Genomic DNA, 24,932 nt, shown 5'->3' on the forward strand with positions numbered 1-24,932 from the left:
TTTTAATTCTCCGTTTTAACTAGATCTGTTTTGTCTTCAAAAGCAGAAACTAATGTATGCCATGATAGAGTAGCACATTTAACTCTCATAGGATATTGCTTTACACCAGATAAACACATTAACTTTGTTTTTTCATCTTCAAGTAAATTTTCTGATTTAAGTTCAGGGTTTTCTTTAATCATACCGAGAAAATCTTCAACGATTTCTTTAGTTTCACTCTCATTTTTACCTTTAATTAAGTCAGTCATAATAGAGGCGGAAGCCATTGAGATGGCACATCCACTTCCTTCAAATGAAATATCTTCAACTATTCTTTGTCCATTTAATTTAAGATAAACATGAACGTTATCCCCACACAAAGGATTATGTCCTTTAGCATCTTTATTAAAATCATCTGTCTTACGAAGATTTCTTGGATTTTTTCCATGTTCTAAAATTATCTCTTGATATAGTTCTTTTAAATTCATTATAGGTTAAATATTTTTTTACAGTTATTAATAGAGTCATTAAGTTTATCTAAATCATCTTTAGTATTATAAATTCCAACAGAAGCTCTTGCGCTTGCTGGTATATTTAATTTGTCATGTAAAATCTGACAACAATGATGTCCTGCTCTAATTGCAACTCCATCTTCATCTAATATAGTTGCGATATCATGTGGATGAATTCCTTCAATAGTAAAAGATAAAACTCCACCTTTATCTTTTGGATTTCCAAGTAATTTCACTGAATTATTTTTTTGCAATAATTCCTGTCCATACTCAACAAGTTCTGCTTCATGCTTCATGACATTATCAATACCGATACTTTCTAAAAATTTAATAGATTGATCAAACGCAATTACTTGAGCGGTAGCCATAGTGCCAGCCTCATATTTATTGGGCAAATCGCCATAGGAAATTCTATCTTTTTTGACTTCACTGATCATTCCACCCCCACCTTGATATGGCGGTAATTCCTCTAACCATTTTTTTTTACCATATAAAATACCTAAACCAGTTGGGCCGTACATTTTATGACAAGAAATTGCGTAAAAATCACAATCCAAATCTTGCATATCTAATTTTAAATGCGGCGCACCCTGACAGCCATCTACGACAACAACAATACCTTTGGAATGTGCTAATTGTGTGATTTCTTTAATAGGAAGTATAGCTCCAGTTACATTTGATAAATGAGTAATAGAAATTAATTTTGTTTTAGAAGTAATCTTTTTTTCTATTTCTTCTAAAGTAATTTCACCATCTTCATTAATCTCTGCAAAATTAATTTTAATATTTTTTGATTTTCTTAAAAAATGCCATGGCACATAATTAGAATGATGTTCTAACTCAGTAATAAGAATTTCGTCACCTTCTTGTAAATAATTTTGACCTAATGTATTTGCAACTAAGTTAAGGGCCTCAGTTGCACCTTTGGTAAATACAATCTCATTTTTATCATTTGCATTAATATATCTTTGAACTGAAGTTCTTGTATTTTCATATAAATTAGTAGCAGCTACAGCAAGATAATGTACACTTCTTCCAACATTCGAAAATTGTTTCGTATAAAATTCATTAATTCTATCTATTACAACTTTTGGCTTTTGAGAAGAATTGGCACTATCCAAATAAACTAAATCATTATTTTGAATTTTTTCATCAAAAATTGGGAATTCTTTTTTTATTTGATCAATATTCATTCTGTTATACCTATAAATTCTTTTACTAAAGATTTAACATCTTCATTTGTGATTTTTTCAATAACCTCATTTAAAAAACCATTAGTTAACAATTTTTTTGATTGCTCATGACTTAAACCTCTGGACATTAAATAGAAAATTGAATTTTCATCAATGTTTCCGGATGTTGAGCCATGAGAACACTTAACATCATCAGCATAAATTTCTAATTCAGGTTTTGCATTAAATTCAACTTCATCACTAAGCAATAATGCTCTGCTTAATTGATAGCCATCAGTTTTTTGTGCTTTAGAATCCACATATATCTTACCTTGATAAACACCTTTAGAATTATCATTTAAAACACTCTTAATTAATTGATAACTTTTACAATTTTCTTCGTTGTGATTAATCTTAGTTTTGATTTCATGATGTCTTTCATCATTTAAATCAATTATTCCATTTAAAACAATTGATCCATATTCGTTATTTAAAGAACAGTTAATATCATGTTTTGAAAATTTTGACCCTTTAGATAAAATAAAATACTCCAAATGACTGTTTTTTTCTAAGTTAATATCCTTAAAAGAATATTTAAAATTTGAATTTTTATTAATATCTAAACTATAGTTTTTAAGAATAGAATTTTTACCAATTTTAATTTTTTGTCTAAAATTTAAAAAATTATTATTCGAATTTTCATTTGATATGTTAATAATATTTAATGAGGTGTCATCTTCTAAATTAATATCCACTCTAGAATTTAAACCATTGTTATTTAAATTATTTGTTAAATAATTGAATAAAATCAGCGGTTTTTTAAATTGATAACCACTTTTAACTAAAATTTTAGTATAATTAGACAAAAAGGCAGTGTTCAAATTCAATAATGAGTTTTCGCTTAATTCTTTTTCTAAATTTGAATTTTGTTCTACAATTATTTTTTTTTCGTCCTCATAATTAAAATCTATCTTTGAAATAATACCATTGATAAAAACAATTTTATTATGCTCTAAGTCAAATGTGAAATTCTCTTCGATATTAGATTGTTCTTCTTTTTTTGAAAAATCAATATTTTCAAAGTTAGTTGTAATAATTTGTTTTAGATCTGAAAATTTCCAATCTTCAATTCGTTTGTTAGGAAAGCCATTTTTAATAAAATTATTAAAATTGCTCTCTTTTATTTCTTTTTGAGAGCTTGATAAGTTTTGTTTATTTAAATAATTCTCAAAATTTATTTTAATGTTATTTTCCATTAATTAAAATCCTCATATCCAACTTTTTCTAATTTTTTTGCTAATTCATAATTTCCTGATTTAATGATTTGTCCATTTTTTAAAACATGGACAAAGTCAGGTTTGATATAATCTAATAATCTTTGATAGTGAGTAATAATTAAAAAAGATTTTTTATTATTTCTTAATGAATTAACTCCTTCAGAAACAATTCTTAAAGCGTCAATATCTAAACCAGAATCTGTTTCATCTAATATTGATAATTTTGGATCTAAAATAGACATTTGTAAAATTTCATTTTTTTTCTTTTCTCCTCCTGAAAATCCAACATTTAATTGTCTACTTAATATTTTTTCATCTAATTTTAACTCTAATGATTTTTGCTTTATTAATTTTAAAAATTCAATTGCATCTAATTCTTTTTCTCCTCTAGCTTTTTTAATTGCGTTAATTGAAGTCTTTAAAAAAGTATTTGTATTAACTCCTGGAATTTCTAAAGGATATTGAAATGCTAAAAATATTCCTTTATGAGCTCTCTCCTCAGTTTCTAATTCGAGTAGGTTTTCTCCTTCAAATGATACTATTCCATTAACTTCGTACCCTTTTTTTCCAGATAAAATATTGGATAGAGTGCTTTTACCTGATCCATTAGGACCCATAATTGCATGAACTTCTCCTGGTTTGATATTTAAGTTTAGTCCTTTTAATATTTCTTTATTATCAATTTTTGCTTTTAAATTTTCTATGTTTAACATTTAGCCAACGCTCCCTTCTAAGCTAATTCCAACTAATTTTTGTGCTTCTACAGCAAATTCCATTGGGAGCTGTTGCAAAACTTCTTTACAAAACCCATTAACAATTAAACTGACTGCCTCTTCTTGATTTAAACCTCTTTGATTACAATAATATAACTGCTCATCACTTATTTTTGATGTAGTTGCCTCATGTTCAATATTTGATTTAAGATTCTTATTTTTTATATATGGAATAGTGTGAGCACCACATTTGTTACCCATTAATAGAGAGTCACATTGAGTAAAATTACGAGAATTATCAGCTTTAGAGGATATATCCACCAATCCTCGATACATCATGTCAGAATTTCCAGCTGAAATTCCCTTAGATATGATTTTACTTTTTGTATTCTTGCCTAGATGTATCATCTTAGTTCCTGTGTCTGCTTTTTGATGATTATTTGTAATTGCGATTGAATAAAATTCTCCAATTGAATTATCACCTTTCAATATACAACTTGGATATTTCCATGTTATTGCAGAACCTGTTTCTACTTGAGTCCATGAAATTTTAGAATTATTACCTTTGCACAAACCTCTTTTAGTTACAAAATTATAAATTCCTCCCTTCCCGTCTTTATCTCCAGGATACCAATTTTGAACTGTTGAGTATTTTATTTCAGCATCATCAAGTGCAATCAATTCAACATTTGCTGCATGTAATTGATTCTCATCTCTCATGGGAGCAGTGCATCCTTCTAAATAACTAACGTAACTTCCCTTATCAGCAATAATTAATGTTCTCTCAAATTGACCAGTTTCTGAAGCGTTAATTCTAAAATATGTTGAGAGTTCCATCGGACATTTTACTCCTTCTGGAATGTAAACAAATGAACCATCTGTAAAAACTGCAGAATTAAGAGTTGCAAAAAAATGATCTGTTGTTGGAATTACAGAGCCTAAATATTTTTTAACTAAATCAGGATGCTTCTGGATAGCTTCTGACATAGAACAAAAAATTATTCCTTGTTTAGTCAACTCTTCTTTAAATGTTGTGGCTACTGAGACTGAGTCAAATACAGCATCAACTGCTATACCATTTAATCTAGCCTGTTCTTGAAGGGGGATACCAAGTTTTTTATAAGTTTCTAAAAGTTTTGGATCAAGTTCATCTAAACTTTTAGGTTTATCATCCATACTTTTTGGTGCTGAATAATAATATAAATCCTGATAATCAATTTTTGGATACTTTGGTTTTTGCCAACTAGGTTCTTTTAATTGTTTAAATCTTTCAAATGCTTTCAATCTAAAATCAAGCATCCATTGTGGCTCTTTTTTAATATTTGAGATAAATTTTATCACATCTTCATTCAAACCTTTGGGAGCCCTAGTGTTTTCAATATCAGTAGAAAAACCATATTTATAATCTTTCAAATTATCAATTTCTTTTTGCCTATTATCCATATTTTAAATTCTTTGATCGTTATTATTTTTTAATAAATCTTCTAAACTTTTCTTTTCAAAAAAACTGTTAATATGTGTCTCAAGTTCATCCCAAAGATTATGAGTTGAACATTTTGTGGCTTTGCCATTACACCCTTTTTTTGACTCTTTTTTACATTGAACAGTTTTTACTTTTTCATCAACAGCATGAAAAATATTTGTAAGTTTTATTTCATTAGGTTTTTTAGAGAGAACATAACCACCCTGTGTTCCTCTAATACTTTGTACAATTTGGTTTTTTTTTAGCTTAGAAAAAATCTGCTCAAGATAATCAAGTGAAATACCTTGGCGCAAAGATATATCTCTTAGTGATACAGGATTAATACTGTCAAATCTTGCAAGATCAACTAATGCCATTACGGCATATCTACCTTTTGATGTTAGTTTCATTTTACCCTTTTAAATTGTGCGTTTTTATACATACCTGACTAAAATGGTCAAGTATAGATTGCAATAAAAAAACTAACATATTGTCGCTCACTTATGATAAACGTAGTTTTTTTTTGAGAATAATAATCAATATCGTATATGGACAATAAAATTTTAGAAATATTTATCCCTGGACCTGCTGGAAGACTTGAAGCAAAATATTATAAAAGTAAAAAAAATACATCACCAATTGCGCTAGTATTACAACCTCATCCTCAGTATGGAGGGACTATGAATAATAAAGTTGTAGTAGATACTTTTCATACATTTATGGATAATGATTTTTCTGTATGTAGAGTAAATTTTAGAGGTGTTGGTAAAAGTGATGGAGAGTTTGATAATGGGCAAGGTGAACTTGCCGATGCTGCAGCTGCATTAGATTGGCTTGAAAGAGAAAACTTTGATAACTCTCAGTGCTGGGTATCAGGATTTTCTTTTGGTTCATTAATAGCTATGCAATTATTAATGAGAAGACCTGAGATTAATAGATTTATTGCAATTTCACCTCAACCAAATGTTTATGATTTCTCTTTTTTATCTCCATGTCCGACATCTGGATTAATGATTTATGGAAAAAAAGATGAGTTAGTTCCTTTGGAATATATCACTGAACTAGATAAAAGATTAAGCGCTCAAAAAGGTATTAAGGTTGAATTTCAATCTGTACCTGAGGCCAATCATTTTTTTTCAAAAACAGAAGAGTCTTTAATTCAAAGTCTCGATAAATACATAAAAAAAGAAACTGCTCTTTATTAAATACTTTAAGCCAGCTTACCACCAACTGTAGGTGTTACACAGCCAGTAGTCTTTGGATATGATATTGGCAAATTTAAGAATGATCTTATGGCAAGATAACCAAACGCTTGGGATTCGATATAATCTCCATTTAAACTATAATCATCGATAGAATTTAAACTTATATTTTTTTTATGTGATAAATAATTTTTAATACTATTGATAAGATAATCATTCTTTCTCCCTCCTCCACAAACCAAAAATTTTATTGGATCACTATTGTTCCCATTGGCATGTTCAATTCCTTTGGATATAAGATATGCAGTAAAATTAGTGATTGTTGCACAACCATCTTCTAATGATAATCCTCTTGCAAATGAAATATCAAAATCTTTTATATCTAAAGATTTATCAAAATCATTTAATTCAAAATTATCAATTACTTGATTTAAAATTAATTGATCAATTTTACCAGATTTAGCTATTAAACCGTTTTTATCAAAATTATTTTTTGAATTTTTTCTAATCCATTCGTCAATCATACAATTGCCTGGACCTGAATCAAAAGCTTCCAAATTCTCCTCTAATTTTTTATCCTTTTTTATTATTTTGGTAATATTTGAAATTCCACCAATATTAAGAAAACAAACAGGAAAGTTTATTGAGTATTTTTCATTGATATTTTTTGATAACAGATTATGAAATATAGGAGCTAATGGTGCCCCTTCACCTTTATTAGCTATATCTTCTTGTCTAAAATCATAAAAAACCCTCTTTTTAATCAATTGAGACATTAGTTTTCCATCCCCTAGTTGTTTTGAAATTCTTTGATCAGGACTATGAAAAATTGTTTGCCCGTGGAAACCTATAAAATCAATCTCATCTTTATATTTTAATAATATTTCATTTACAATTTTGCTATGAAATAGAGTAATTTCTCTTTCTAGTTCCTTTATTCTATTGGCGTGTAGCTTTAAATCATCGATAGCTAAAATTAAATTTCTCAATTCAATTAACTCTTTATGCAAAGTTTCATTATATTCATAATATTCATCTAAAACATTGATTAATTGATTAAATCCATCCGATCTTATTAAAGATACATCAACACCGTCCATTGATGTTCCACTCATTAATCCAATGGCTGTATATAATTTTTTTTTCATTGATATTCTTTTTAATAAAAATTTGTATATTGTGTAACTATAAGCTTATGAATAAATTTTTAAAAGAATTTAAAGATAGAGGTTTCTTCTATCAATGCACAAATGAAGAAGAATTATCCAGTTTAATGGATAAGGAAAAAATTAAAGCATATATTGGATTTGATTGTACTGCTGAAAGTTTACATGTTGGCAGTTTATTACAAATTATGTGTCTTAGATTGTTACAAAAAAATGGTCATAGACCAATTGTGCTACTGGGTGGAGGCACAACAAGAATTGGAGATCCATCTGGAAAAGATAAAACCCGAAAGATATTGAGTGAAGAAGAAATTGAAAAAAATATTAAGAATATTAAAAATATACTAAAAAAATTTTTAGATAATGACAACCCTGAAACAAAACCTATATTTGTAAATAATTACACATGGCTTAAAGATTTAAATTACATCTCATTCCTTCGTGATATTGGTAAACACTTTACAATTAATAGAATGTTAACTTTTGATAGTGTAAAATTAAGATTAGATAGAGAACAATCATTAAGCTACATGGAATTTAATTATATGATTTTACAAGCTTATGATTTTTTAGAACTAAGTAAAAAAGAAAATTGTGTTTTACAAATTGGTGGATCTGATCAATGGGGAAATATTGTTAACGGTGTTGAACTCATCAAAAGATATTCAAATAAACAAAGTTATGGTCTCACTACATCATTAATTACTTTAGCAACAGGAGCTAAAATGGGAAAATCTGAAAATGGTGCAATTTGGTTAGATAAAAAATTTTTATCAGCTTATGATTATTGGCAATTTTGGAGAAATACAGATGATAGAGACGTTATAAAATTTTTAAAAAATTTTACTGATATAGAAATTGAAGATATTAAAAAAATTAAAGATGATAATATTAATGATTTAAAAATACTTTTAGCTAATGAAACAACCTCTATGCTTCATGGTAAAGAAGCATCAAGAAATTCAGAACAAGCTGCAAAAGAAGCATTTTCAGGTAATTCACTTGGTTCAAACTTACCTTCAATCAAGATAAATTCAAAAAATATTAATAATAATTTAGATATAATTGATCTAGTTGTTCTCTCTAAATTAGAAAAATCTAAAAGTGAAATAAGAAGATTAATTAAAGGTAGCGCAGTAAAAATTAATGATAAAGTTATATCTGATGAAAAATTAATAATTACAAATGAATTTTTTAATGAAAACTACCTTAAACTTTCTATTGGAAAAAAAAGACATTTAAAAATTGAATTAGATTAGTTTTTTTTAATCTTTTCTAACGTTCTAGTTATAAATCTCGGAGTTAATGTTTTTATTGGATTTACAGTTGTTTCAAGTTTTTTTGGAGGTCCCTTCACTTTAAAACTTACTCCAAAAACTCCCTCTCCTACTTTTTTTCCAACAAGTAAATCTCCAATTAGAGGAATTGAAGCAATAGATCTATTAATTGTAGTTGCAGGTACTAACGTTCCCTTTAAGCTAATTAAATTATCTTCTTCGATATACCCTTCAATTAAAATAGATATTGCTGGTCCAATTGCATATAATTCATCAATCGTCATAAGTTTGCCCTTATTGGTAAAATTCATTTCAAAATCTGTAAATCTAATACCCTCTCCTGTTAGCAAATCTGCTATTCCCTGAAGAGATGCAAGAGATAGTATCTTTGCTAAAGCAGGAATTTCTTTGACTTTAAAATTATCAATAGTCAATTTTGATTTCAAAATACCATTTTTTTTGGAAGAATAAAAATCTAAATAACCTTGATCACTATCTTCAAAACCTTTTATGAACTTATATCTTTTTACAAATGGTTTAGCTTTTGAAGAAAATAATGTAGTAATTTTTTCATCATCTTTATTGTTTATTGAAAAACTTATATTTTTATTATTATCAAATAGTGCAGATATATCAGCCTGATTTACTTTATTATCTATAATTTGGAGTTTACCTTTTAAATTTTTAATAACATTATTATTATCAAGATAAACATCAGAAACATTTAAAGATAATTTTATATTTTCTTTAAAAATATTAAGTTGTTGGTCATGTTTGCTTTCTAGTAAGCTTGTAATGATGGGGTCAGCGTTTAAAAACGATCCATTAAGTTCGTAATTATTGTTTTTAGTTCTATTAATAATAAATTTATTTTTTAAGTCATCCTTATCAAAATAATCTAAGACGATTTTATCTACTTTTACTAATTTATTATTTCTATCTATTTTTAAATCATTAACTATCAGGCTATTATTTTTTGATAAAAGACTAATTTTTTTAAAATCAAGCCCAAATTTTTTATTATAATTTCCAGTAATTTTTAACTGAGAATTTAAATTTTTATTTTTTTTATAATTAATAAAATCTAGTTTAATTGGTGTATCATTAACATTTAAATCAGTTTTAAAATTGTATTTTTGATCTTTTGTTGAAAGAAGATATTTAATTTGGTTTAATTCTTTTTCAAATTTTATTTGACCAAAACCTTCAAATGTCAAAATATTATCTTGATAATTTATTTTAATTTTATGATCTTTAAAATTTAAAGTATCTTTTGTTTTAGGTAAGTATTCTTTAATTAAATTTTGATTTTTAATATCTAGTTCACTTAATTCAATATTTGAAACTAAATTTAAATTAGAGCCATTGTTATTTACTTTATAATTAGTAAGTTCAAATTTGTTTTGTATTTTAACTTGGCCTTTTCCCTCAATTGATAATTTTTTGTTGGCATAAGATGCTTTTATCTCATGATCTTTTAAATCAATAAATTCATTAATCTCGATAATATTTTTATCAATTAAATTGTTTCTTTTTAACTGAGAATTATTAATAAAAATACTTGAATTTATTGATAAATTCTTAACTTTAAACTTGTCATTAATATTAAATGTAAAATCATTTTTAGACTCAAATTCTGTATTTATTAAATCAATTTGTGGATATTTTAATTTGATTACTTGAAGTATTTGATCATTTAATACAGATTTTTTATTTCTTAATGACCCTTCAAGTAAATAATTTTTTTTATCTTTATTTATATCCAGTCTATCAGATAAGAAATTAATGTTATTTGTATCAAAACTAATGTCTTTAAAATTAAAATTATTTTCTTCGATATTAAAAATAAAATTTATTTTTTCTATTTTGTTTTTTTTAAAAACACTAATTTCACCTTCTTTTAATAACCCATTAACCTTATAATCATTTTTGAATACGCCGAACTCATCAATATTAAATTTTAAATCTGCAATTAAATATCCTTTTTTAATAAATCGTTCTAAAATAAATAATTCAGGTCTATTATTTATAGACCTTATAAATGATACAAAGTTTTTAAGTAAAATTGGTTTAGTTGATATTTCTATTTGTGAAGCAACTAATTGATTTTTAATTAATGAATTTAGTGATATTTGAGTTTGGATGTACTCAAGTTCAATTGGCTTGTTTTTAAAAGTTATTTTTGCATCAATTGTTTTTACATTAACTTTAAAATTTAAAGGATCTAGAGTGAGTTTTATTTTTTTTAAGCTAACATCAAATTTATCATTTTTTTGTTTAACTAGATTTTGAATTTGATTGTTAAATTTCTCAGTTTCAATACCTACCATACTCAAATAAGTTGTTAATAAAACGAAAATTCCTAATACTATCGATGTATATGTTATAATTTTTTTTTTCATTTAATTTGGTATAAAGATTGTTCTAAAAATTCATCTAAATCTCCATCTAATATTTTATCTGGGCTTGTACTTTCAAAATTAGTTCTATTATCCTTTACAAGTCTATAGGGTTGCAAAACATATGATCTTATTTGATGGCCCCATCCAATTTCAGATTTAGAGTTTTCTGTATTTTGATTTTCCTGTTCTTTTTTTTTAATTTCATGGTCATATAATCTTGCTTTTAACATGTTCATACATGTTTCTTTATTTTTATGTTGAGATCTCTCATTTTGACATTGAACAACAATTTTAGATGGTAAGTGAGTTATCCTTACAGCGCTATCAGTTGTATTTACATGTTGACCACCTGCTCCACTAGATCGATAAGTGTCAATTCTTAAATCTTTTTCAATGATTTCAATATTAATATTCTCATCTACCACTGGATATATCCATATACTTGCAAAACTTGTGTGTCTTCTTGCTCCAGAGTCAAATGGGGAAATTCTGACCAGTCTATGTATTCCAGACTCTTTTTTAAGCCAACCAAAAACATAATCGCCTTCAATTTTAATTGTTGACGATTTTATTCCAGCTTCATCTCCTTTATGCTCGCTAATTAAATTTGATTTAAAATTTTTTTGATCTGCCCATTTCATATACATTCTTCTTAACATTTCTGCCCAATCTTGACTTTCTGTGCCCCCTGCACCTGCATGTATTTCTATATAACAATCAAGTGAATCTGCTTCGTTTGATAAAAAACATTTAACTTCATTTTTTTTTACTAAAGTTCTTAGTTCTTTAATATTTTGAAATACTTCTTTTTGTACAGAGACGTTTTTTTCCTCTAATGCTAACTCACTTAAATCATCTAAATCTGAAAGTCTTTCTATTGAAACCTTGTAGGCATTTAATAGATCTTCAAGCAGCTTTTTTTCTTTAATTACTTTTTTTGAATTGTCTTTATCTTGCCAAAAATTGGCTTCTAACATTTTAATATTTAATGCCTCGAGTTTTGAATGAATATTATTTTTTTCAAAGATACTCCTTAACTTTAAAGTTTATCTTCTCTATTTCTTTTTTATAATCTTGATATTTATCATCCATTAATAAAACTTTAATATATTATTGGCGTCTAATCTATCATTATTTGAATATAAAACTTTTCCATCAATCACATTTTGTTTTTTATAGACTTCAATAATAGTGTTTTTAGATTTAAATTTTGCTTTTTGGCCAGTATTTGGATCAACTACCATCATTACAGTTCCCTTTGCTGCCTTGAAAGGTCTTGCCTCTGATTTATTAACTGTTTTTTCAACAAACTCTCTAAAAATAGGCAAAGCTGTTTTTGAGCCAGTTTCAAATCTACCCAATGGAGAAGGATTATCTAAGCCAACATAAACACCGATTAGAAGATTTGACGTATATCCGATAAACCAGGTGTCTGTATTTTTATTAGTCGTGCCAGTTTTACCAGCAATATTTAGTTTAAGATCTCTTAGTTTTTTAGCAGTACCTCTTTGAACAACCCCTTCAAGTATAGAAGTCATTTGATATGATGTTTCTGGAGAAAATATTTTTTTATAATCATCTTTGATGATTGGATAATCTTTACTCAAGTATGAAATTTCATCACAATTAATACATTTTCTTTTATCATTATTAAAAACAGTTTTTCCTTCGCTATCTTGAATTCTATCGATCAAAATTGGATCAATTAATTTACCTCCATTGACAAACACGGAATAAGCTGAAGTTAATTTTAACAATGTTGTTTCAGCAGATCCAAGTGAAATAGATAAAAGTTCTTCTGGATTATCATAAATACCTAGGTTTTCTGAAAAATTTATAATTTTTTTTAAACCTAAATCCTGAGCAATCCTGACTGTCATTAAATTTCTTGATTTTTCTAGTCCAACTCTCAAAGTTGAAGGTCCATAAAATTTTTTTCCATAATTCTCTGGTTTCCACATTTTAAGATCTTCTCCTTGATCTAAAACAATCGGAGCATCTAAAATTAGAGATGTTGGGGTATAATTATTTTCAAGAGCTAAAGCATAAACAAATGGTTTAAAAGCAGAACCAGGTTGTCTTAATGCTTGAGTTGCTCTATTAAACTCACTTTTTTTGAAACTAAAACCACCACTTAAAGCTAATACACGACCTGTATAAGGATCGATAACAACAATTCCACCATTAACTTTTGGCAATTGTTTTAAACTATAATTTTTATCACTAATTTTTTTTACATAAATTATGTCGCCAATTTTCAATAATTTATTAAATTCTTTTTTCGTCCAAGAAATATCTTTAAACTCTATCTTCCCATCTAATTTATCTTCAGTTTCAATATTTGCTGAAAATTTATTTATTTTTTTAACAATTGCTAACTTCCAACTAATTGAGTCCTCTAAAAAAAATTTATTTAAATCTTTATTCCAATTTTCTGAGTATTTTTTATTAGCAAGTGCTCCTCTCCAACCTTTTCTCTTATCATAAGATAATAATCCATTCCTAAGTGCTTTGGTTGCAATCTTTTGAAATTCTAAATTAATTGGTGTGTTGATATTAAATCCTTGTTTGTAAACTTTATCATAAGATAAATTTTCAATTACATTTTTTCTAACATCTTCAATATAATATTGAGAATCTTCTAAAAAAACTTTTTTTGTCTTATTGAGTAAAATTTTTTTTTCTTTGAGATAATTGTATTCTTCTAAATCTATGTACTTGTTTTCAAATAAATTTTTTAAAACTAAATCTCTTCTAAATTTAGCTAACTCAATATTTCGATAAGGATTGTACCTACTTGGTGCTTTTGGTAAAGCTGCTAATAGAGCAGCCTCTCCATAATCTAATTCTTGTATAGACTTATCAAAATATTCTAAGCTTGCTGCTGCCACACCATATGCTCCACTACCAAGATAAATTTGATTTAAATATAATTCTAAAATTCTTTGTTTAGATAAAGCTCTCTCTATTCTAAATGCTAAAATAGCTTCTTTAATTTTTCTATTTATACTTACCTCGTTAGTTAATAAAAAATTCTTAGCTACTTGTTGAGTAATTGTCGAAGCACCTTCAAGTCTTTTAGATGAAATTATGTTTGAAATGTTGTTTATCACAGCTCTTAAAACTCCTTTTGCATCAACACCCGGATGAGAAAAGAAGTTTTTATCTTCTGCTGATAAAAATGAGTTAATTACATTTTTTGGAATTGAATTAATTGGAATAAATATCCTTTTTTCTTTTGAAAAATCTGCAACAAGTTCTCCATCACCTGAATACACTTTACTTGATACTGGTGGTTTATAGTTTTTAAGAAATTTATAATCAGGAATGTTATTTGAATAAGACCATAAAATTCCTAATATCAAAATACTTAGCAATAAAAGAAAAGATAACGATATAAATAGAGTATTTTTGAGAATTTTATTCATTTTATTTCCATTATATCTTGGAATTTGTTAAAGATAAGGCACTTGAATTAAACAAAATTTTATAAACACTTAAAATACTAAATGAATCAATCAATCAAATTATTATGGAAAAAAATTTATATATCGATGCATCGCATCCTAATGAAACTCGAGTTGTTCTTAAATCAGATGACAATATTGAAGACTACGAATACGAAGGTTTAAAGAATAATTTAATAAAAAATAATATTTATCTCGGTAAGGTAAGTAGGATAGAACCATCTCTTCAAGCAGCATTTATTGATTTTGGGCGAGAGCGACATGGCTTTCTATCTTTTAATGATATTCAGTCTGATTACTATCAAATACCAAAAGCTGATTTAGATAAAATTAAAGAAGAGGAAGAAAAAGCTAGAGAAGAACTTTCTAAAGAAGTTGAAGCTAAAGAGGAAGAAAATATAGCTGAGGGAAAGCTTGAAATAGATGATCCTATTAATATTGAAAAAGAGCAAATCGAGGAAAGTGAAAATGGTTCTGAAGATAAAGAAAATTTAACTGAGGAAAAAGATAAAAAGAAAGAAACTAAGTTTAAATTTAAAAGATATAAAATTCAGGAAGTTATAAAACCAAATCAAGTTATCTTGGTACAAGTCATCAAAGATGAACGAGGACAAAAAGGTGCAGCGCTTAGTACATTTATCTCAATTGCTGGAAAATATATTGTTTTAATGCCGAATACTCCAAAAGGGGGTGGAATATCTCGTAAAATATTTAATCCAGCTGATAGAAAAAAAATAAGAACTATTTTGAATGAAATTGAGATCCCGAAAGAGATGGGTTTGATTGTTAGAACTGCTGGAAGCAATAAAACCAAAAATGAAATTAATAATGATTTAGAAACTCTTATCAAAACATGGAGTCAAATTAAGGACACTGCTATTAATTCTATTGCTCCATCATTAATTCACCAAGAGAGTGAAATTATAAAAAGAACTTTAAGAGATATGTTTGATGATACTACTCAAAATATAATAGTTGAAGGCAATGAAGGTTATAAAAAAGCACAAACTTTTATGAAAATGATTATGCCATCAAGTGTTAAAAAAGTAAAAAAATATAGAGGAAAAGTTCCATTATTTATTGAAGAAAAAATTGAACAAAAATTAAACCAAATATTTGACTCTGAGGTAAAACTAAAATCAGGAGGATATTTGGTAATAAATCCCACTGAAGCTCTTGTTTCAATTGATATAAATTCTGGTAGCTCCATTAAGGGTAAAAATGTTGAAAGCACTGCACTAGATACAAATATTGAGGCAGCTGAAGAAATATCAAGACAAATAAAAATTAGAGATTTATCTGGTCTAATTATAATCGACTTTATTGATATGCTTAGTTATGGAAATAGAAGATTGGTTGAGAGAAAACTAAAAGAAAAATGTAGAACTGACAGAGCTAGAATTCAAATAGGAAGAATAAGTAATTTTGGTCTTCTTGAAATGTCTAGACAAAGATTAAGAGAAAGTGCAATCAAATGGAAAATAACTCTCACAGATGAGTCATTTGCTCAAAAATTACTTAAAACAGTGGAGTTAAATGCAGTTATTAATAAGGCTAAATTTGTTGAGCTTAGAGTTTGTGAAAAAATCTCAGATTTTTTAAAAGAAAATTTTGTTGATGATTTAACTTATTTTGAAAAGAAAAATAAAATGACAATAGATATTATTAGTGATCCTACACTTATTATTCCAGAGTATATTATTAATATTCAAAATAAATCAAAAAAAACAATTGAGTTGATTGAACATTTTGAAAAATTAAAAAATTTAGAAATACAAATTAAAGAGGGTAAAATTACTGATAAAAAAGAGACTAAAAAATTTCACAAAAAATCTTTTAAAAAGAAACCTTACTTTAAAAAAAAGTTTGTAAAAAAAACAGCGACTATTTAATAATTCCTGTTTTTGGTGAAGATGCATTTCCGTATAAGTATTTATTAATACGTCCTGCTAAAAAAGATTGTCTTCCCGCAATTACCGCATTCTTAAAGGCAAGAGCCATATCGTATGGTTTTTTTGCTTTAGCAATTGCAGTGTTAACTAAAACACCATCACAACCTAACTCCATTGCAATAGTTGCATCTGATGCTTGACCTAAGCCCGCATCAATAATTAGAGGTAATTTAGTCTGATTTCTGATAATTTGAATATTTGTTTTATTTTGAATGCCTAAACCAGAACCAATAGGAGCAGCTAACGGCATTATCGCATCCGCACCTGAATTTTCTAAACGTTTTGCCATGAGAGGGTCATCATTACAATAAACCATAACTTTAAACCCTTCTTTAGCCAAAACCTCTGTTGATTTTAAAGTTTCAATCATGTCAGGGAATAAATTTTGCTTGTCTCCTAACACTTCCAGTTTTACTAACTTCCAACCACCAATTTCTCTTGCCAGTCGAAGTGTTCTTAAAGCTTCTTCTGAAGTAAAACATCCTGCTGTATTTGGTAAATAAGTGATTTTCTTTGGATCAATATAATCCATAAGAAGAGGTTTTTTTTTATCAGTTATATTTACTCTTCTAACAGCAACGGTTACAATTTCTGCTCCAGAGAGTTTAATAGCCTTTGCACACTCAGGCATGTTTTTATACTTACCAGTACCTACGATTAATCGAGAATTAAATTTTTTGTTTGCTATAACTATTTTGTCATTTTTCATTTAACCTCCTCCAATAAAATGAACTATCTCCATTTTATCATCCTTTTTTAAAGTAATTTTACTAATTTTCTTTTTATCCATTATCTCTTGATTGAGTTCAATTGCTACTTTTTGAAGAGGAATATTGAGATCTTTTACTAAGTCTGAAATCTTATATTTTTCAGGTACAAACTTAAATTTGCCATTCACTTTAATTTTTATTTTTTTTATTTTTTTCATCGTATATAAGAATTGAATGAATAATAAAATTATTATTATTAATGGTCCAAATCTTAATCTATTAGGCGAAAGAGAACAATCACAATATGGATCAACTACTTTTGATCAATTAAAAGAAAAATGTTTAAAAGAATCTAACAAAATTGGTATTGAATTAGAATTTGCTCAATCAAATATTGAAGGAGAGTTAGTAAATTTAATTCAGGATGCTAGAAAAAAATTTGATGGAATGATAATTAATGCTGCTGGTTTTACTCACACCTCAGTTGCAATCAGGGATGCACTTGATCTATTCAAAAAACCAATAATTGAGTTACATATATCAAACATATATAAAAGAGAAGAATTTAGACATAAATCTCTAATAAGCGATATAGTAACCGGAGGAATTTTTGGATTAGGTGTTGAAGGATATATTTTGGCCATAATTTCAATAGAAAAGATCTTAAAAAATGAAAATAGATAAAAGCATCATCAAAGAATTAAGTGACTATTTAGAGGAATTTAATCTCACTGAAATAGAAATTACTGAGAAAGACACCAAGATTAAAGTTTCTAAAAACAATGTGTCAATTAGTAATCAACCAGCAATTACATCAACAAATATTAGTGCTAGAAATGAAAATGTTTCTGAAAAACCTAATGTTAAATATGGTACCGAGATTACTTCGCCAATTATTGGAACAGCTTACCATGCGCCAGAACCTGGGACAAAGAAATTTGTTGAGGTAGGAAAAAAAATTAAAAAAGGTGATACCATTATGATTGTTGAAGCGATGAAAACAATGAATCATGTGCCATCAACTGCTGATGGTGTTGTAAAAGAAATTTGTGTTGAAGATGGTCACCCTGTCGAGTTTGGTCAAACTATTATTATTCTAGAGTAAACAAATGTTTAAAAAAATCTTAATTGCAAACCGTGGGGAAATTGCAGTTAGAATTATTAGAGCCTGTAAAGAATGGGGAATTCTAACAGTAGCTGTTCATTCTGATGTTGACAGAGAAAGTATGCATGTAAGAATGGCAGATGAAAGTGTCTGTATAGGATCTCACCAACCTGCAAACAGTTATTTAAATATTCCCAATTTAATGTCAGCAATAGAACTTACTAACGCCGACGCTGTACATCCTGGATATGGATTTTTATCTGAAAATGCTAGTTTTGCAAAAATTCTTGAAGAAAATAAAATAAGTTTTATTGGCGCATCATCAAAACATATTGAAATGATGGGTGATAAAATTCAAGCAAAGAGAATTGCTAAAGAGAACGGTTTACCGGTAATCGAAGGATCTGAGGGAGGTGTGACTGATATAGCTCAAGCTAAGGAACTATGTAAAAAAATTGGATTTCCTGTCTTAATCAAGGCATCAGGTGGTGGTGGTGGAAAAGGTATGAAAATTGTATACAAAGAAGAGGAATTTGAAACCTTGTTTTCTACTGCAAAATCAGAAGCACAAAAATATTTTGGTAATGATGAAGTTTATATTGAAAAGTTTTTTCAAAATCCAAGACATATAGAAGTTCAAATTTTAGCAGGTAAAAATAATGTTGTTCACCTTCATGAAAGAGATTGTTCTGTCCAAAGAAGACATCAAAAATTAATTGAGGAGACACCCAGCCCTGTTCTTAATGATGAAATTAGAAAAGATTTATTTGAAAGAACTGTGAAGATGGTTGCAAAAATTGGATATATGGGTGCTGGAACTGTAGAGTTTATTTATGAGGATGGAAAATTTTATTTTCTTGAAATGAATACAAGAGTACAAGTCGAACATCCTGTAACAGAAATGGTAACTGGTATTGATATCATTAAGGAACAAATTTGGATTGCTTTTTCTGGAGAAACAGCATTGAAACAGAGTGATATAAACCCAAGAGGCCATGCAATTGAATGTAGAATAAACGCAGAGGATGCAAGTAAAAACTTTCAACCATCTCCAGGAACTATCGGTATGTGTCACCAACCATCTGGTTTTAGAACAAGAGTAGATGGAGCTATTTTTCAAGGATATAAAGTTACTCCTTATTACGATAGTATGGTTTGCAAACTAATCTGTCATGGAAGAAATAGGACTGAGGCAATTCAAAGAATGAACAGGTCTCTAGATGAATTTGTAATAGAGGGAATTACCACAACTATTCCTCTACATAAAAAACTACTTGGTCATAAAAAATTTATTAATTCTGATTTTAACGTAAGCTGGTTAGATAAAGATACTATAGTCTAATAGCATTTAATAAGCCAAACATCGTATACCGGATGATCAAATGGAGTAATTGATGGACTTGATGAAAACATCCAGCCATTAAATACGAATACCTCATTATTATTTTCATCAGTTAGATCTTTAACTTGTATATAAGCAGTAATTTCAGGATTATCATCAAATTCTGAATTTTTACACTTTAAACTTTTGATAGAGAGATCTTTAAATGTAATTAGCTCTCCATTTTTCAATTTTACTAAGGTATTTTTTGAACTAATTTTATCTAAAATTTTTAAATCTGTAAAAACACCTTCAGTATTATCTTTTGCAAATGAGTAATTTATTAAAAAAAAATAAACTAAAATAAAAAAATAAAAATTAAATTTATTGTTTCCAGCTAGAATATTTCTTTTTGATTCCATCTTTATCTTTGTTTGGATAATACGCTTTGTTAGTACCAGTTAAATTAGATTGATGAGGTTTTTGCCAATCATATTTTTTAAGTTCATGCATTTTTTCTATTTTATTAGGTGTAAAATGCATCCAAGAATACCATTCAACTGGTATTTTAGAGGCATCAATAGTATTTGCATAAATAACCCATCTCTTTCCTTTTTTACTTTCATAATATTTGTTACCAAGCTCATCACTACCAACTAATTTTCCAAAAAAAATTGTTTTTAATCTAGTGCCAAAGGTATCCCGATTCCACCAAGTGAAAATTTTTTTTAAAAGTGTCAACATAAAATTTTTTTATTTATTCAATTAAAAATTGTATAATTTAAATTAGACTAAAATATGAATTTGTATATAAATTAAATGATTCAATATTCAAATTAAAATTTAAATTGGAGTTAAATGGCAAAATATTTAGTTGAGACTTACTACACATGTACCTTTAAAGTTAATCATTACTTAGATGATATAAATGAAACAGAGTTAAAAAATCTTGAAAAAAGAGATGATGGAAAATTCGAGGTACTAGACGTAAAACTTGATAATCGTAAAACAAAAAGTCTTGATCCAAATAATAATAAAATTATTGAGAGTAAAAAGGTAGAAGTAGTAGCTGAAGTAAACCAAGCTAGTACGGAAAACAAAGAAAACATTATTGCAAACTTTAATAAGTCATCTGAAAGAGGTGGTAAAAGATTTGGAATGCCGGATAGAAGAAAAGGTTATATCCAAAAAGCTACTATTGGAGATCATAAAGTTTACCTACATACTGGTGAGTACGAGGATGGCAAAATAGGAGAAATTTTTATTGACACAAGCAAAGAAGGAGAGTTAGTAAAAGCTCTAATGAATAATTTTGCAATAGCAGTCTCATTAGGACTTCAATATGGTGTCCCACTTGATGAATTCATAAGTGCATTTGTTGGCACAAAGTTTGAACCATCTGGAAAAGTGCATGGTAATGACAGAATACTGAGTGCAAGTTCAATACTAGATTATATTTTTAGAGAATTAGCAATATCATATCAAAATAGAGAAGATCTAGCTCATACACCTTCAATTGGTGGTAGCGAGTCAGCTACAAATGAAGAAAATCAATCTGAAGACCAAAACCAATTGTTAAAAATTGTAAAAGATATAACCAGCAAAGGTTTTGTAAGAAATAATTATAAGAAAAATTTAGTAGATCTTTCAGACGTTAAAATAAGTTTAAAAGGTAAAAAATAATTTTATTTCTTATTTTTTATAGCTATACCAAGTTCTTTTAATTGGTCTTCGCTCACGTCAGATGGTGCTTTCATCATTAAGTCTTGTGCATTTTGATTCATAGGGAACATTGTTACTTCTCTAATATTTTTTTCATTCGCTAACAACATTACTATTCTATCAATACCAGGGGCTATTCCTCCATGAGGAGGGGCTCCATAACTTAATGCATTGATCATACCACTAAATTTTTCTTCTACTTGCTTCTTGTCATAGCCTGCTATTGAAAAAAGTTTATACATAAGTTCTGGTTTGTGGTTTCTTATAGCACCAGAAGAAAGCTCAATACCATTACAGACAATATCGTATTGATAAGCCAATATATCTAAAGGTTTTTCAAAATTTTCTTCGGTTAAATTTCCTTGTGGCATAGAAAATGGATTATGACTAAACTCAATTTTGTTAGTTACTTCATCTTTTTCAAACATTGGATAATCAACAATCCAACAAAATGCAAAAACATCATCGTCAATTAAATCTAAATCTTTGGCTATTTTATCTCTAGCGAGTGAGGTAATTTTTTCTAGATCATTTTGCTTTCCACATGCCATGAAAATACTATCACCTACTTCTGAGTTAGTTTGTTTCATAATTTCTTCTAAAGCTTCATGTGAAAAAAACTTTCCAATCGGTCCTTTAGCTGAAAGTTGATCTTCTTTTTCAAAAGTAAAATATGCTAATCCAGAAGCACCCTGTTCTTTCGCCCATTTATCAATATTGTCAAAAAAGCTTCTAGGTTTATCTTTTGTATTTTTAGTTGAAATACATCTGACTTTTGAACCAGATTTTACAAGTTTTTTAAATATCTCAAACGATACATCTTCTCTTGTAAATATTTCCGTAATATCATTTATAAGTAATGGGTTTCTTAAATCAGGCTTGTCACTTCCATAATTTAACATTGCATCAACATATGAAATTTTTGGAAATTTATCGTACAATAGTTTTTTATTTGAGAATTTCTTAAAAGTATTAACCATTAAAGTTTCAACAACATTAAAAACATCTTCTTGTTCCACAAAAGACATCTCTAAATCTAATTGATAAAATTCCCCTGGACTTCTATCAGCTCTAGCATCTTCATCTCTAAAGCAAGGAGCAATTTGAAAATATTTATCAAAACCAGAAACCATTATTAATTGTTTAAATTGTTGAGGCGCTTGTGGTAATGCATAAAATTTTCCTGGGTTAAGCCTACTTGGAACTAGAAAATCTCTCGCACCTTCAGGACTTGATGAAGTTAAAATTGGTGTTTGAAATTCTAAAAAACCAAGTTTTGTCATTTCATTTCTAATATATGAAATCACTTTTGATCTTAAAATTATATTTTCATGAATTTTTTTTCTTCTTAAATCTAAAAATCTATATTTTAATCTTATTTCTTCAGCATATTCTTGGTCGCTAAAAACTGGCATTGGTAATTCTTTGCAAGTTCCCAATATTTCAAATTCATTTATAACAACTTCAATTTCTCCAGTTTCAATTTCTTTATTAATCGTCTCATCAGAACGACTAACAACTTTTCCATTAACTTTTATGACAGTTTCAAGTTGAGTTTTTTCTATATCTAAAAAATTTTTATTTTCTTTATCTATAATACATTGGGTAATTCCGTAGTTATCTCGTAGGTCGATAAATAAAAGGTTCCCATGATCTCTTTTTTTATTAATCCACCCAGAGATTGAAATGTTTTTATCTAAATCATCTTTTCTTAATTCATTACAATTATGTGATCTATATTTATTCAATTATTCTCCTAGGGCTTCTTTTATAATTTTAAAATCGATTGGTTTTTTTCGTTTTAAACTAATTTTGTCAATTTTATATATGAAATCAAAAATTTTGCCATACGATCTATCAATTCTTTTAATAATAAAATCAACTAATTTCTTATCTATAGATATTTGACGATCAGATAAGTTTTTTAATATAAGCGCAAACATTAAATCATCTCCTGGTTTCTCAATATTACATAATAAAAAATTTTTAGATCTTGAATTTAAATCTCTTAAATTAAAAGAATAGTCAACAAGTGGAGTTTTTGAAGTTAGAATTAAATATTTATTATCCTGATCAACAATATTAATTAAAGTGAACAATAAATTTTCATTAATTTTATCATTAAAATTTTCAATGATTATATTTTCAAAGATCTTAATCTTTTTTAAAAATTCATTATTTATTTCATTAGCTTCTATCTTAATTCCTTTAAACTTATGTAAAAAAATATTAACCAAATGAGTTTTGCCAGAAAAATTTTCTCCAATTAAATTTACAAAATTTTTTTCCCACTTGGGCCAACTATTTAATAATTTAAATGCAAACTCATTGCTTTTAGAAACATAAAAATCTTGATCTTTAAAATTTTGATCATAATCAAAATTTAATATTAATTGATTTAAATCACTCATTTAACTACCCAAATTTGATTTTGAATATCAAATTCATAATTTTTATTTTTCATAATTTTAAGAAAGTAATCTGGCGACCCATTAAATATAACTTTATAGAAATTATCTTTATTGTTAAATTTATAAATATGATAATTGTATATCAAGTCTGTATTATCTAATATTTCTTCAAACTTTGAAATTTCTGAATTATCGTTGTTATTAATTGAAATAGTTAATGATATCTTTACCGATGTATTAATTTCATTTTTACTTTTCCAATAATTTTCATAAATACTTTTTAAACTTTCAATTAATTTATCTGCTTCTTTATAATTATTTATATTAAGATTTTGAAAACTGATATTTTTAAGATCTTCTTCTTGATTAAAATTTATTTTACTTAAAACTTTAATTGTATTCTTTTCTTTAAAGATGATTGATATAATATAATCATCAAGATTATATTTTTTTATAATTTCACTAAAATTGTAACTTTCTAAGATTTTTGAATATCTTTTTATTAAATTGAAATCATCTAGATCTTCGGTAGGTAAAACATATCTTAATAAATGATATTTTTGATTATTAGAATTCCAATTATTAAAAATATAATTTTCAGAAAAAATTGAAATTTCATCTTTGTTTTTATCCACTATAATTGGTAAAAAAAATATCTTTTTTTCAACTGGAAGAGATGGAAAAATATTTTTTTTTCTATTAAATTTAATATTTTTTTTTTATTAAATGATACATTTAATGATAAATAATAAACTTCGTTAATAAATTTTTCTTCTTGAATTGAAAAAGTTTCGATCATACTTTTAATTAAACCAATTGGTGTTTTACTTAGCTTTTTTTGATCTTGTGTTTGCAAAATTGATAAAACCAACCTATTAAATGCTTGCGCAAAACCTTCATCAATTATCTTGTTTTTATCAAAATTAATCTCAAAAGGAGTAGATATTTCTATATCATTGATTGAGAAAGTCTTTGCTTGAATATTTTCTGTGGAAAAAAAAATATTTAACAAAGCAAGTAAGCAAAAATGAATATATAATCTTTTATAATTGAAAAGTTTAATATTAAATTTCATAAAACAT

The 24,932-nt window shown here is 27.1% G+C and carries 25 protein-coding genes; 7 read left to right on the plus strand and 18 right to left on the minus strand.

All coding sequences use genetic code 11. The features are described from left to right. Positions 1 to 2: 2 nt before the first annotated feature. Genes sufU through ACIJYF_RS04880 form a run of 6 tightly spaced genes read right to left on the minus strand, consistent with a single transcriptional unit; the run spans position 3 to position 5,525 of the window. Entirely contained in the window at positions 3 to 467 is a 465-nt protein-coding gene (gene sufU, locus ACIJYF_RS04855; protein WP_435115623.1) for a Fe-S cluster assembly sulfur transfer protein SufU, read from the minus strand. After that, on the minus strand, positions 467 to 1,684 hold the full coding sequence (locus ACIJYF_RS04860; RefSeq protein ID WP_435115624.1) for an aminotransferase class V-fold PLP-dependent enzyme: 1,218 nt from the start codon (positions 1,682 to 1,684) through the stop codon (positions 467 to 469). Before ACIJYF_RS04860 ends, sufU begins: the two co-directional genes overlap by 1 nt. Continuing rightward, a complete protein-coding gene (sufD, locus tag ACIJYF_RS04865) occupies positions 1,681 to 2,919 on the minus strand; it encodes a Fe-S cluster assembly protein SufD (protein ID WP_435115626.1) in 1,239 nt (412 codons plus the stop codon). Before sufD ends, ACIJYF_RS04860 begins: the two co-directional genes overlap by 4 nt. After that, on the minus strand, positions 2,919 to 3,653 hold the full coding sequence (gene sufC, locus ACIJYF_RS04870; RefSeq protein WP_435115628.1) for a Fe-S cluster assembly ATPase SufC: 735 nt from the start codon (positions 3,651 to 3,653) through the stop codon (positions 2,919 to 2,921). Before sufC ends, sufD begins: the two co-directional genes overlap by 1 nt. Continuing rightward, the gene (sufB, locus tag ACIJYF_RS04875; protein ID WP_435115630.1) at positions 3,654 to 5,096 is read right to left on the minus strand and encodes a Fe-S cluster assembly protein SufB; all 1,443 of its coding nucleotides are present in this window, start codon (positions 5,094 to 5,096) and stop codon (positions 3,654 to 3,656) included. A 3-nt stretch (positions 5,097 to 5,099) separates the two neighbouring features. Further along, positions 5,100 to 5,525 carry an Rrf2 family transcriptional regulator gene (locus tag ACIJYF_RS04880; protein WP_435115632.1) on the minus strand — a complete coding sequence of 142 codons (426 nt, stop codon included), beginning with the start codon at positions 5,523 to 5,525 and terminating at the stop codon, positions 5,100 to 5,102. Between the two features lie 150 nt (positions 5,526 to 5,675). Between ACIJYF_RS04880 and ACIJYF_RS04885 the strand changes: the two genes are divergently transcribed. Continuing rightward, on the plus strand, positions 5,676 to 6,320 hold the full coding sequence (locus tag ACIJYF_RS04885) for an alpha/beta hydrolase (protein WP_435117984.1): 645 nt from the start codon (positions 5,676 to 5,678) through the stop codon (positions 6,318 to 6,320). 5 nt (positions 6,321 to 6,325) lie between these two features. Here ACIJYF_RS04885 and ACIJYF_RS04890 read toward each other — a convergent pair whose 3' ends face one another. After that, positions 6,326 to 7,465, minus strand: coding sequence for an anhydro-N-acetylmuramic acid kinase (locus tag ACIJYF_RS04890; protein ID WP_435115634.1), 1,140 nt, complete (start codon positions 7,463 to 7,465; stop codon positions 6,326 to 6,328). A 47-nt stretch (positions 7,466 to 7,512) separates the two neighbouring features. Here ACIJYF_RS04890 and tyrS point away from each other — a divergent pair, with 47 nt between their 5' ends. Next, the gene (tyrS, locus tag ACIJYF_RS04895) at positions 7,513 to 8,742 is read left to right on the plus strand and encodes a tyrosine--tRNA ligase (RefSeq protein ID WP_435115636.1); all 1,230 of its coding nucleotides are present in this window, start codon (positions 7,513 to 7,515) and stop codon (positions 8,740 to 8,742) included. On the opposite strand, the gene ACIJYF_RS04900 is transcribed toward tyrS, so the two are convergent. The 3 genes from ACIJYF_RS04900 to ACIJYF_RS04910 form a co-directional block, all read right to left on the minus strand. Continuing rightward, complete coding sequence (locus ACIJYF_RS04900) at positions 8,739 to 11,162, minus strand: hypothetical protein (RefSeq protein ID WP_435115638.1); 2,424 nt, start codon at positions 11,160 to 11,162, stop codon at positions 8,739 to 8,741. The two genes, tyrS and ACIJYF_RS04900, sit on opposite strands and share 4 nt — an antisense overlap. After that, complete coding sequence (gene prfB, locus ACIJYF_RS04905) at positions 11,159 to 12,190, minus strand: peptide chain release factor 2 (RefSeq protein ID WP_435117986.1); 1,032 nt, start codon at positions 12,188 to 12,190, stop codon at positions 11,159 to 11,161. The genes ACIJYF_RS04900 and prfB overlap by 4 nt, the downstream gene beginning before the upstream one ends. 63 nt (positions 12,191 to 12,253) lie before the next feature. Next, positions 12,254 to 14,590, minus strand: a complete 2,337-nt coding sequence (locus tag ACIJYF_RS04910) for a penicillin-binding protein 1A (protein ID WP_435115640.1) — start codon at positions 14,588 to 14,590, stop codon at positions 12,254 to 12,256. Between the two features lie 104 nt (positions 14,591 to 14,694). Between ACIJYF_RS04910 and ACIJYF_RS04915 the strand changes: the two genes are divergently transcribed. Next, positions 14,695 to 16,521, plus strand: a complete 1,827-nt coding sequence (locus ACIJYF_RS04915; protein WP_435115642.1) for an Rne/Rng family ribonuclease — start codon at positions 14,695 to 14,697, stop codon at positions 16,519 to 16,521. Here ACIJYF_RS04915 and ACIJYF_RS04920 read toward each other — a convergent pair. Continuing rightward, a complete protein-coding gene (locus tag ACIJYF_RS04920) occupies positions 16,514 to 17,290 on the minus strand; it encodes a thiazole synthase (protein ID WP_435115644.1) in 777 nt (258 codons plus the stop codon). The genes ACIJYF_RS04915 and ACIJYF_RS04920 overlap by 8 nt on opposite strands. Next, positions 17,291 to 17,509, minus strand: a complete 219-nt coding sequence (thiS, locus tag ACIJYF_RS04925; protein WP_435115646.1) for a sulfur carrier protein ThiS — start codon at positions 17,507 to 17,509, stop codon at positions 17,291 to 17,293. A gap of 16 nt (positions 17,510 to 17,525) precedes the next feature. Between thiS and aroQ the strand changes: the two genes are divergently transcribed. Genes aroQ through accC form a run of 3 tightly spaced genes read left to right on the plus strand, consistent with a single transcriptional unit; the run spans position 17,526 to position 19,738 of the window. Continuing rightward, the gene (gene aroQ, locus ACIJYF_RS04930) at positions 17,526 to 17,975 is read left to right on the plus strand and encodes a type II 3-dehydroquinate dehydratase (RefSeq protein WP_435115648.1); all 450 of its coding nucleotides are present in this window, start codon (positions 17,526 to 17,528) and stop codon (positions 17,973 to 17,975) included. Then, entirely contained in the window at positions 17,962 to 18,396 is a 435-nt protein-coding gene (locus tag ACIJYF_RS04935) for an acetyl-CoA carboxylase biotin carboxyl carrier protein (protein WP_435115650.1), read from the plus strand. Before aroQ ends, ACIJYF_RS04935 begins: the two co-directional genes overlap by 14 nt. Before the next feature lie 4 nt (positions 18,397 to 18,400). Continuing rightward, positions 18,401 to 19,738 carry an acetyl-CoA carboxylase biotin carboxylase subunit gene (accC, locus tag ACIJYF_RS04940; protein WP_435115652.1) on the plus strand — a complete coding sequence of 446 codons (1,338 nt, stop codon included), beginning with the start codon at positions 18,401 to 18,403 and terminating at the stop codon, positions 19,736 to 19,738. Here accC and ACIJYF_RS04945 read toward each other — a convergent pair. After that, on the minus strand, positions 19,735 to 20,139 hold the full coding sequence (locus ACIJYF_RS04945) for a DUF2155 domain-containing protein (RefSeq protein WP_435115654.1): 405 nt from the start codon (positions 20,137 to 20,139) through the stop codon (positions 19,735 to 19,737). The two genes, accC and ACIJYF_RS04945, sit on opposite strands and share 4 nt — an antisense overlap. Beyond that, on the minus strand, positions 20,102 to 20,461 hold the full coding sequence (locus ACIJYF_RS04950) for an NADH-ubiquinone oxidoreductase subunit NDUFA12 family protein (RefSeq protein WP_435115656.1): 360 nt from the start codon (positions 20,459 to 20,461) through the stop codon (positions 20,102 to 20,104). Before ACIJYF_RS04950 ends, ACIJYF_RS04945 begins: the two co-directional genes overlap by 38 nt. Before the next feature lie 114 nt (positions 20,462 to 20,575). Here ACIJYF_RS04950 and ACIJYF_RS04955 point away from each other — a divergent pair, with 114 nt between their 5' ends. After that, on the plus strand, positions 20,576 to 21,400 hold the full coding sequence (locus ACIJYF_RS04955) for a ribonucleotide reductase (protein ID WP_435115658.1): 825 nt from the start codon (positions 20,576 to 20,578) through the stop codon (positions 21,398 to 21,400). A 2-nt stretch (positions 21,401 to 21,402) separates the two neighbouring features. Here the strand turns inward: ACIJYF_RS04955 and aspS are convergent, their stop codons facing one another. Genes aspS through ACIJYF_RS04975 form a run of 4 tightly spaced genes read right to left on the minus strand, consistent with a single transcriptional unit; the run spans position 21,403 to position 24,925 of the window. Next, positions 21,403 to 23,187, minus strand: a complete 1,785-nt coding sequence (aspS, locus tag ACIJYF_RS04960; RefSeq protein ID WP_435115660.1) for an aspartate--tRNA ligase — start codon at positions 23,185 to 23,187, stop codon at positions 21,403 to 21,405. After that, positions 23,188 to 23,850, minus strand: a complete 663-nt coding sequence (locus ACIJYF_RS04965) for a DNA replication protein (RefSeq protein ID WP_435115662.1) — start codon at positions 23,848 to 23,850, stop codon at positions 23,188 to 23,190. After that, complete coding sequence (locus ACIJYF_RS04970) at positions 23,847 to 24,485, minus strand: hypothetical protein (RefSeq protein WP_435115664.1); 639 nt, start codon at positions 24,483 to 24,485, stop codon at positions 23,847 to 23,849. The genes ACIJYF_RS04965 and ACIJYF_RS04970 overlap by 4 nt, the downstream gene beginning before the upstream one ends. After that, entirely contained in the window at positions 24,485 to 24,925 is a 441-nt protein-coding gene (locus ACIJYF_RS04975) for a hypothetical protein (protein ID WP_435115666.1), read from the minus strand. The genes ACIJYF_RS04970 and ACIJYF_RS04975 overlap by 1 nt, the downstream gene beginning before the upstream one ends. Positions 24,926 to 24,932: the final 7 nt, after the last annotated feature.

It is taken from the genome of Candidatus Pelagibacter bacterium nBUS_49, from assembly GCF_051200925.1.
In the GTDB taxonomy this organism is placed as follows: domain Bacteria; phylum Pseudomonadota; class Alphaproteobacteria; order Pelagibacterales; family Pelagibacteraceae; genus Pelagibacter.

What these genes read in the sequence shown, in the direction of transcription:
- aroQ (WP_435115648.1), top strand. Translation starts at nt 17,526, where the DNA reads ATGAATAATAAAATTATTATTATTAATGGTCCAAATCTTAATCTATTA.
- ACIJYF_RS04950 (WP_435115656.1), bottom strand. Translation starts at nt 20,461, where the DNA reads ATGTTGACACTTTTAAAAAAAATTTTCACTTGGTGGAATCGGGATACC.
- sufD (WP_435115626.1), bottom strand. Translation starts at nt 2,919, where the DNA reads ATGGAAAATAACATTAAAATAAATTTTGAGAATTATTTAAATAAACAA.
- tyrS (WP_435115636.1), top strand. Translation starts at nt 7,513, where the DNA reads ATGAATAAATTTTTAAAAGAATTTAAAGATAGAGGTTTCTTCTATCAA.
- thiS (WP_435115646.1), bottom strand. Translation starts at nt 17,509, where the DNA reads ATGAAAAAAATAAAAAAAATAAAAATTAAAGTGAATGGCAAATTTAAG.
- ACIJYF_RS04890 (WP_435115634.1), bottom strand. Translation starts at nt 7,465, where the DNA reads ATGAAAAAAAAATTATATACAGCCATTGGATTAATGAGTGGAACATCA.
- ACIJYF_RS04920 (WP_435115644.1), bottom strand. Translation starts at nt 17,290, where the DNA reads ATGAAAAATGACAAAATAGTTATAGCAAACAAAAAATTTAATTCTCGA.
- ACIJYF_RS04975 (WP_435115666.1), bottom strand. Translation starts at nt 24,925, where the DNA reads ATGAAATTTAATATTAAACTTTTCAATTATAAAAGATTATATATTCAT.
- ACIJYF_RS04860 (WP_435115624.1), bottom strand. Translation starts at nt 1,684, where the DNA reads ATGAATATTGATCAAATAAAAAAAGAATTCCCAATTTTTGATGAAAAA.
- accC (WP_435115652.1), top strand. Translation starts at nt 18,401, where the DNA reads ATGTTTAAAAAAATCTTAATTGCAAACCGTGGGGAAATTGCAGTTAGA.
- sufC (WP_435115628.1), bottom strand. Translation starts at nt 3,653, where the DNA reads ATGTTAAACATAGAAAATTTAAAAGCAAAAATTGATAATAAAGAAATA.
- ACIJYF_RS04965 (WP_435115662.1), bottom strand. Translation starts at nt 23,850, where the DNA reads ATGAGTGATTTAAATCAATTAATATTAAATTTTGATTATGATCAAAAT.
- ACIJYF_RS04935 (WP_435115650.1), top strand. Translation starts at nt 17,962, where the DNA reads ATGAAAATAGATAAAAGCATCATCAAAGAATTAAGTGACTATTTAGAG.
- ACIJYF_RS04910 (WP_435115640.1), bottom strand. Translation starts at nt 14,590, where the DNA reads ATGAATAAAATTCTCAAAAATACTCTATTTATATCGTTATCTTTTCTT.
- ACIJYF_RS04915 (WP_435115642.1), top strand. Translation starts at nt 14,695, where the DNA reads ATGGAAAAAAATTTATATATCGATGCATCGCATCCTAATGAAACTCGA.
- ACIJYF_RS04900 (WP_435115638.1), bottom strand. Translation starts at nt 11,162, where the DNA reads ATGAAAAAAAAAATTATAACATATACATCGATAGTATTAGGAATTTTC.
- ACIJYF_RS04945 (WP_435115654.1), bottom strand. Translation starts at nt 20,139, where the DNA reads ATGGAATCAAAAAGAAATATTCTAGCTGGAAACAATAAATTTAATTTT.
- ACIJYF_RS04880 (WP_435115632.1), bottom strand. Translation starts at nt 5,525, where the DNA reads ATGAAACTAACATCAAAAGGTAGATATGCCGTAATGGCATTAGTTGAT.
- sufB (WP_435115630.1), bottom strand. Translation starts at nt 5,096, where the DNA reads ATGGATAATAGGCAAAAAGAAATTGATAATTTGAAAGATTATAAATAT.
- ACIJYF_RS04955 (WP_435115658.1), top strand. Translation starts at nt 20,576, where the DNA reads ATGGCAAAATATTTAGTTGAGACTTACTACACATGTACCTTTAAAGTT.
- sufU (WP_435115623.1), bottom strand. Translation starts at nt 467, where the DNA reads ATGAATTTAAAAGAACTATATCAAGAGATAATTTTAGAACATGGAAAA.